Below are 7255 nucleotides of genomic sequence, written 5' to 3'. Positions count from 1 at the left end.
CCAGGTCGTACTCGGGGTAGATGCCCCCGCCGCCGGGTGGAATGCGCAGCACGTATTCGCTGGAGTGCCCGGCCACGTCGGCGGCGAACACCAGGCTTTCACTCGACCAGCCGGCCGCGCGATTCGCTGCTTTCAGCTCCGACACCGCTGCCTGGGCGCCGAATCGGTGGCTGAACCACGCCTCGAGCCGGGCCCGGGTGTCCGCCAGATCGCGTTGGATGAGCGCGATGCCTGCCATGCCCTCAGATTTACATACGACGGGTCAGATGTAAATGATCGATTGTTTACGTTTGGCGTCTGCGCTGTAATACGCTCAAGGGGTGACTCCGCCGCAGCCGCTCACCTTTGGAGCGATCGAGGACGCCTCGTTACCGCTGGCGGTGCTCGCTCATGGCTTCCCGGATACTCCGTTCACCTGGCGTCATCTCGGGCCCGCGTTGGAGCGCCGCGGGTATCGGGTGGTGGCGCCGTGGATGCCCGGGTACGACGCGCCGACCGACCAGCCGATCAGCGTCGGGACCTACGTTCGGCACCTGCTCGACGTTCGTGGACGCTACAACGCGGACGACCGCGCGATCCTCGTCGGCCACGACTGGGGCGCGCAAGCCGGCTACGGAGTCGTCGCGTCCGAACCGGACGCATTCGAATGCTTTGTCGCGCTCGCGGTTCCGCCGGTCGCCGCACTTGCCGCCGGGCTGTTCAGCCATGCTCAACTCAAGCGGTCGTTCTACATCTACTTCATCCAGCAGGTCGGTATGGCGGAGGCCGTGCTGGTGGCGCCCGGCTTCTGGGAGTCGCTGTGGGCCGATTGGTCACCGGGTTACGACGCCGCCGACGACATCGCCGAATTACGGCGGTACGTGACCGCCGATAACATCGCGAATGTCGTTGCGCCGTATCGGGCCTCGTTCAATCCGCAATTCGTCGACCCCAACGCGGAAGCCGAAACGGCGGCAACGATGCAAACGCCGCCGGTGCCGACGCTGTATCTGCACGGCGCCAACGACGGAGCGATCGGTGCTGAACTGCTCGGCGACCTCAGCCCGCACTTGCCGGCTGACGGATCCGCTTTCGAGATTGTCGATGGCGTCGGTCATTTCCTGCATCTGGAGAAGCCGGAGCTGATCGCGGCGAAGATCAACGACTGGCTGGACGACTAGGCTTCCGTGGCGACGCGGCTGAGCCCGGCGGCATGCCGCAACTCGGCGAGAAACCCGTCCGGGGTGCCGTCGCCAATCACATAGTGGCACACGGCGATCCGTACCACGGCTGACGCCGCGATCTCGGCCTGATCGCCGCCGATGATTCGCGCGATGCGATCACGCATGATCGGCAGCACACGTCTCATCTGCTGCAAGATGTGTTCGGGCTCGATCTCGGCCAGCGAGCTCAGCGAATAGGTGCTTTGAAAATCGACGATGAAGCGTAATGCGGCGTCCAGCCGGTCCGCGCCGCTGAGCCCGGTGATCGCGGTGGCGATGCCCGCGTCGAAGTTGTCCTGCTCGTAGAGGCCGAACGCCTCGAGCAGGCCCTCCTTCGAGCCGAAGTAGCGGTACAGCGTGGGGCGTGACACCTTGGCCTGCGCCGCCACGTCGGACAGCTGTAACCGCCGGCGGCCATCGCGCGCGAGCACGACGAAGGTGGCGGCAAGGATCCGTCGTCTCGTGGACTGCTCGGGATCGACGGCATGCGCGGTAGCCACCATCGCGTCCTTTACATCTATGGGGTCAAATGTCACACTGAGCCTACCGCTGACACGTCGGTGTGTCGATTGAAAGGTAGCGACGGTGACCAACCTCGTGATCCGCAAGATCCCGTGGGAGTTCGACGCGAGTGTGCCGTTCATGTGGCAGCCCGACAATCCGAATTTCGGGTTGTTCTGCAATGCGTTCACGTTCATCGCCGTCCCATTCGAGCGCTACATCGTCAACGTGGTCCGGCAGGCTCAGGACAAGCTGCAGGAGGACCCGGACGTCGCCGCCGAGGCCGAGGCGTTCCTGCGGCAGGAGGCGCAACACGCGTCGGCGCATCGCAAGCACATGCTCGCGCTGGTGCAGCGGTACCCCGAACTCGAGCAGTGCTACGAGGATGCCTGCCGCGCCTACGACCAGCTGCTCGAGGAGCAGCCGATCGAATTCCACGCCGCCTACATCGCCAACCTGGAGGCGACGTTCACGCCGTTGTTCAAAGTTATTCTGGACAACCGCGATTCGTTGTTCGGCGCGGGGGATCAGCGGGTCGCGTCGTTGATGATGTGGCACTTCGTCGAGGAGATCGAGCACCGCAGTTCCGGGCTGATCCTGTACCGGCACATCAGTCCCGACCCCTGGTACCGGACCAAACACATTCGCGACACCTTCAGCCACGTCGGCGCCGTATCCGATTCGATAGCAAAGGTTTTCGACGAGGTCGTCCCGTTCGAGGACCGCGGCGCCTCGGCGCAGGAACTGCTGTCGATGTCGCTGCTGTACGGCGAGTTCACCTTTCGCGGACCCGGCGGCAAGCGTCGACGTGCCCGCCGCGGTGGTCCGCCGACCTTGTTCAGCGATGTGCCGACCCGCCAACTGCTGGCGATGGTGTGGCGGCTGGTGTTGTCGCAGGCGCCCCACCACGACCCGGCCGACCAGCCGCTACCGGGTTGGGCCGATACTTGGATGCGCGAATACGACCACGGTCGTGACATGACGAAGTTCTTCCCGGCGTCCGAAAGGTAATCGATTTGCTGTCAACGAACTACGGCGCCTTGGTGCCCGAGGATGAGCTGCTCACCCATCAGATCGTTGACACATTCGCCACGGTGAGCCAGTCGGACCCGTCGTGGACGGAGAAGATCTGGACCATCGCGCACGCACGCGACAACTCGTTGCAGGTTGTGCTCGGCATCGGCAAGTACACCAATCGCGGCGTCTTCGACGGCGCCGCCGGTGTGTGCCGCGGCACCGAACAGTGGACGGTGCGGGCGGGCCGGCGGTTGTCGTCGGCGTCGGCGAGCACCGAGGTCGGGCCGGTTCACTATCAGGTCGTTGAGCCGTTGCGCGCCATCCGGGTGAGCCTGGACCACAACGAACATCAGCCGATCGCGTTCGATGTCACGCTGCGAGGAAGTTTCGACGCGTCGCTGGAAGACCCGTGGCCGGATCGCAGCCCGGACGGCTACCGGGTGACGCACAACATCCTGCGTTACCACCAGGTCGGGGTGGCGTCGGGCTGGGTCGAGGTCGAGGGCGAGCGCACCGAAATCGCTGCCGATGAATGGATTTCGATCCGCGACCACTCCTGGGGCCTGCGGCCCGGCATCGGTAAGCCGATACCCGGATTACCGCGCGGAAGCCGCAAGATCAAGCAGATGTTCATGACCTGGCTGCCGATGACGCTGACCCGTCCGGACGGATCTGCCTATTCGCTGTTCGTGATGTACCAGGAGGAGCGTGGCGACGGGTTCACCGAGATACGTTGCCAGGCAGAACAACAGAATCCCGACGGCACCGCGCACCGGTTTCCCTCGGTCGAACAGGACATGCACTTCGAAGACGGCAACCGGCGGTTCACCCACGGCACGATCACCCTGATCGACACCGACGGTTCCAAACGGCCGCTGACGATCACCGCCGCCGGCCCCGGCGGCTTTCACCTCGGCACCGCCGGCTACTACGGCTGGAACGACTGGGTGTACGGCCAATGGGTCGGCGACCTCAAGGTCGAGGGAAGTCACGTCACCGACTGCGACAAGCCGGAGAACGCCCGCGAGCTACACCAGTTGCGAGATCTGCTGGTTCGGATCGACGACCCGGTCGGCGCGGGCACCGGGCTGGGCAATGCCGAGACCTTCGCCATGGGCGCGTTCCCCGAGCGTGGGCTGACCGCAGAAAACTCGTTCCTCTGATCTGGCGACAAAAGCCCAGCGCAACGGCGAGACTGTCGAGGTGCGTAGCGAAGCTAACCTGCAACGTTTTGAGCGATATACCGAGTGGCCGCTGGCCGTGGCCGCCCTCGTCTTCCTAGGCTTGTTCTCCGTGCAGGTGCTCGCCCCTAGGCCTGTGCATGAGGCGCACGTGATCTGGTTGATCGACTGGTCCATCTGGGTCGTGTTCATGCTGGATTATGTTGTGCGGCTGTACCTGGCCCCCCGCCGCTGGCACTGGTTTCTACGGCACCTGCTCGATTTCGCGATAGTGGCGCTGCCGCTGCTCCGGCCGCTTCGCCTGCTGCGCCTGCTCATCCTGATCGAACTGGTACAGAGAGCAGTTGGAGATGCGTTTCGGGGCCGCATCGTTGTCTACACCGTGTCCGGTGTTCTCATGTTGATTTACACGGCGTCGCTGGCCGTCTTCGACAAGGAGCGATACCTGCACGGGGCAACCATCAACTCCTTCGGCAAGGCGCTGTGGTGGTCGATCACCACGGTGACCACGGTCGGTTACGGCGACGTCTACCCAGTGACCAATGCCGGCCGGGTCATCGCTGTGCTGTTGATGATCGGCGGCATCAGTCTGGTCGGCGTCGTCACCGCGTCTCTCGCCTCGTGGATCATCCAGCGGGTAGCCGAAGAAGAGACCGTCATCCAGGCCGCTACCGTGGCTCACGTCGAGGAGCTTCGCAACGAAATCCGTGCGTTGAAACACCAGCTACGGGGAGAGGCGATTAGTGACCATCACGCCTGAGACCTTCACCACCCGCGGCGTCGGCGGCACCCGCATCGTTGCCGACCGACTGGGCGATCCCGACGCTCACGCGGTGGTGTTCCTGCACGGCGGTGGGCAGACTCGTCGTTCGTGGGGTAAGGCGGCGGCCGCCGTTGCCGAACGTGGCTGGCAGGCGGTGACCGTCGACTTCCGCGGCCACGGTGAGTCGGATTGGTCGGAGGACGGCGACTATCGGCTCGCCGCCTTTGCCGGCGATGTTCAGGAAGTGTTGCGGCAGCTGCCGCCACAACCTGTTCTGGTCGGCGCATCGCTCGGTGGTTTCACCACAATGCTTCTCGCAGGCGAGATTTCGCCCGGTATCGCTCGCGCGGTCGTCCTGGTCGACATCGTGCCGAACATGGATCAGTCCGGCGCGAACCGGATTCACAACTTCATGGCCGGCCGGATGAAAACCGGATTCGAGTCACTCGATGAAGTCGCCGACATGATCGCCGAATACAACCCACATCGGCCACGGCCGACCGATCTCAACGGTCTGCGCACCAATCTGCGCCGCCGCGGCGACCGCTGGTACTGGCACTGGGATCCGAAGTTCATCAGCCAGACGGCATCCCATCCGCCCCACGAGTTGACCGATGTCGATCGGATGAACACGGCCGTGGAAGCGATCCTGGCCGGCGGCGTTCCCATGCTGCTGGTGCGCGGTCAAGTGAGCGACCTGGTCAGCCAGGAGCGCGCCGACGAGTTTCTCGCCCGCTTCCCGCAAGTGGAGTTTGTCGACGTACAGGGTGCCGGGCACATGGTTGCCGGTGACCGCAATGACTTGTTCGCGGACGCGGTACTGGATTTCCTTGTCCGCCATGGGAGAAGCTCGTAGATCAGCTTTCGACTGCCTCAGTCACGATGTCGATGACGGCTTGCGGTCGGCTGATCAGTGGTGCGTGGTCGAATGTCCCGGTGTGGGTGCGGGCCTGCATGCGTTCGGCCATGAATTCTTGGGTGGCCGGATTGATCATGCGGTCTTCTTCCGCGACGAGATACCAGCTCGGCAGTTCTTTCCAGCCGGGTCTTGGCACGGGTTGCTGGATGCAGGGGGCGGCGATCGGTCGCTGGACCGCGGCGAGCAGGGCTTGTTCTTCGGCGGTTGCATGTTGCGCAAATGCCGTCGCAAACGCGTTCTCGGGCAACCAAATCCAACCACCATCATCGGGCGCGAGTTTTGGTGCCTGCGGGTGCGGAGGATCGCGGTAGAAAACGTCGGCGACGGTTTCGCCCTCGTCGGGTGCCAGGGCAACCACGTAGACCAGTGCCTTGAGGCGTGGATGGTTGGTTGCGCCGATCACGCCGCCGGCGTACGCGTGGCCGGCCAGGACCACGGGTCCTTCGGTTCGATCGATGGCTCGATTGACAGCGTTCACGTCGTCATCGAGCGTGGTGAGCGGGATGGGGGCGGCGGTCACATTGATCCCGGCTTGCTGCAGACCGGTGATGACGCGACTCCAGCTCGACCCATCGGCCCACGCTCCGTGCACGAGAACGACGGTGGGTGCCAAATTGGGAGACATAACCCAAAATACTAGATAGGCCGCCGCCCGACGGTCAACTGGGCAGCAGCACAGCGTTGTCCGCGCCGAGATCGGTGGCGGCGTTGATGACGACGCGGTCGAGCTGGCGCAGCGCGTGCAGGGCGTTCATCAGCCGTCGGCGCTCCGGCGCCAGCGGCTGATCGTCACGTTGCCGGGCGAGCGTCTCCGCGGCGTCGATGTAGTCGGTCGACGGAAAGACCGCTGCGGGTTGGTTGAACTCCAGCGAGGTGATCAACACGTCGATGTTGCGGCGGATCTGGCCGGCGGTCGACCTGATCGCGTCAGCCAGCTCCGGAGACATGTCGATGTGTATTCCGCTGCTGCGAGCCAAGATTCGCGCGTAGCGGTCGCACGCGGTGAGCATCCGCAAGCCGTGCCGCATGCTGCGGCGCCCCGCCAACCCGGCAACCCCGGCGCTCATCGGCTTCGCGGTGATCCGGAACTGCTGTAGGTCGCGGCCGAGTTGACGTGCTGTCTCGGTCAACCTGGCCGGCGCCGGAGTGCCGAGCAGACTGGCGACCGACGCCTCGACGAGCTCGGACAGCGTCAGGAAAAACGTGTGGGCGTCGCCGCGAATCTTCGCTCTGGTGTTGACCGGCAACACCAACACGGCGGCGGCGATTCCGATGACCGCGCCAATGGCAGTCTCCTCGATCCGCAACAGCAGCAGGCTGTAGGTGAATTCGCCGAGCAGGCCGTACATCAACGCCAGCATGGTGCTGATCCAGAAGGTCATCAGGCTGTAGGTGACCTTCATGAAATAGAAAGCGCAGAACAGACATACGAAGATCATCGCCAGCGAGGCGGCGGTGTTGCCGGAGACCAGCGTGGCGACCAGCACGCCGCTGGGCACACCGAGCACCGTGCCGAGCAGTCGCTGCCAGCCCTTGTCGAGGGTCTCGGCCCACGAGTTGGTACCGGCGAAAATCACGAATGCGGCGATCGCCGCCCAATACCAGTGCGACGGTGAAACTTCCTCGCCGACAACGATGGCCAGCGCAGCGGCGACGGCCACCTGAATTGCTT

At 64.3% G+C, this 7255-nt stretch carries 8 protein-coding genes and 1 pseudogene; 5 read left to right on the top strand and 4 right to left on the bottom strand.

Annotated features, from left to right (window positions below; translation table 11 throughout):
- Positions 1-238, bottom strand: a pseudogene (locus WAO18_RS02010) (phosphotransferase family protein); the annotation flags it as partial.
- Positions 239-320: 82 nt separating this feature from the next.
- On the opposite strand from WAO18_RS02010, the gene WAO18_RS02005 reads away from it, so the two are divergent.
- Positions 321-1160 (top strand): alpha/beta fold hydrolase, encoded by an 840-nt coding sequence (locus WAO18_RS02005; protein WP_422203441.1) that lies wholly within the window; start codon positions 321-323, stop codon positions 1158-1160.
- On the opposite strand, the gene WAO18_RS02000 is transcribed toward WAO18_RS02005, so the two are convergent.
- Positions 1157-1705 (bottom strand): TetR/AcrR family transcriptional regulator, encoded by a 549-nt coding sequence (locus WAO18_RS02000; protein ID WP_422203439.1) that lies wholly within the window; start codon positions 1703-1705, stop codon positions 1157-1159. The genes WAO18_RS02005 and WAO18_RS02000 overlap by 4 nt on opposite strands.
- Positions 1706-1787: 82 nt before the next feature.
- Between WAO18_RS02000 and WAO18_RS01995 the strand changes: the two genes are divergently transcribed.
- Genes WAO18_RS01995 through WAO18_RS01980 form a run of 4 tightly spaced genes read left to right on the top strand, consistent with a single transcriptional unit; the run spans position 1788 to position 5520 of the window.
- Entirely contained in the window at positions 1788-2714 is a 927-nt protein-coding gene (locus WAO18_RS01995; RefSeq protein ID WP_422203438.1) for a metal-dependent hydrolase, read from the top strand.
- Between the two features lie 5 nt (positions 2715-2719).
- Complete coding sequence (locus WAO18_RS01990; protein WP_422203437.1) at positions 2720-3883, top strand: hypothetical protein; 1164 nt, start codon at positions 2720-2722, stop codon at positions 3881-3883.
- A 40-nt stretch (positions 3884-3923) separates the two neighbouring features.
- Positions 3924-4661: a potassium channel family protein gene (locus WAO18_RS01985; protein WP_422203435.1), complete on the top strand. Its 738-nt coding sequence runs from the start codon at positions 3924-3926 to the stop codon at positions 4659-4661.
- A complete protein-coding gene (locus tag WAO18_RS01980) occupies positions 4651-5520 on the top strand; it encodes an alpha/beta fold hydrolase (protein ID WP_422203442.1) in 870 nt (289 codons plus the stop codon). Before WAO18_RS01985 ends, WAO18_RS01980 begins: the two co-directional genes overlap by 11 nt.
- 1 nt (position 5521) lies before the next feature.
- Here the strand turns inward: WAO18_RS01980 and WAO18_RS01975 are convergent, their stop codons facing one another.
- The gene (locus tag WAO18_RS01975) at positions 5522-6208 is read right to left on the bottom strand and encodes an alpha/beta fold hydrolase (protein ID WP_422203434.1); all 687 of its coding nucleotides are present in this window, start codon (positions 6206-6208) and stop codon (positions 5522-5524) included.
- Between the two features lie 34 nt (positions 6209-6242).
- Positions 6243-7255 (bottom strand): FUSC family protein (locus WAO18_RS01970; protein ID WP_422203433.1); only part of this gene is annotated, 1013 nt, incomplete at its 5' end.

This window comes from Mycobacterium sp. (genome assembly GCF_049278535.1).
Taxonomy (GTDB): Bacteria; Actinomycetota; Actinomycetes; order Mycobacteriales; family Mycobacteriaceae; genus Mycobacterium.
Note: the sequence above shows the minus strand (reverse complement) of the source record. Positions and strands in the feature narration are given on the sequence as shown.

What these genes read in the sequence shown, in the direction of transcription:
- WAO18_RS02000 (WP_422203439.1), bottom strand. Translation starts at nt 1,705, where the DNA reads ATGGTGGCTACCGCGCATGCCGTCGATCCCGAGCAGTCCACGAGACGA.
- WAO18_RS01975 (WP_422203434.1), bottom strand. Translation starts at nt 6,208, where the DNA reads ATGTCTCCCAATTTGGCACCCACCGTCGTTCTCGTGCACGGAGCGTGG.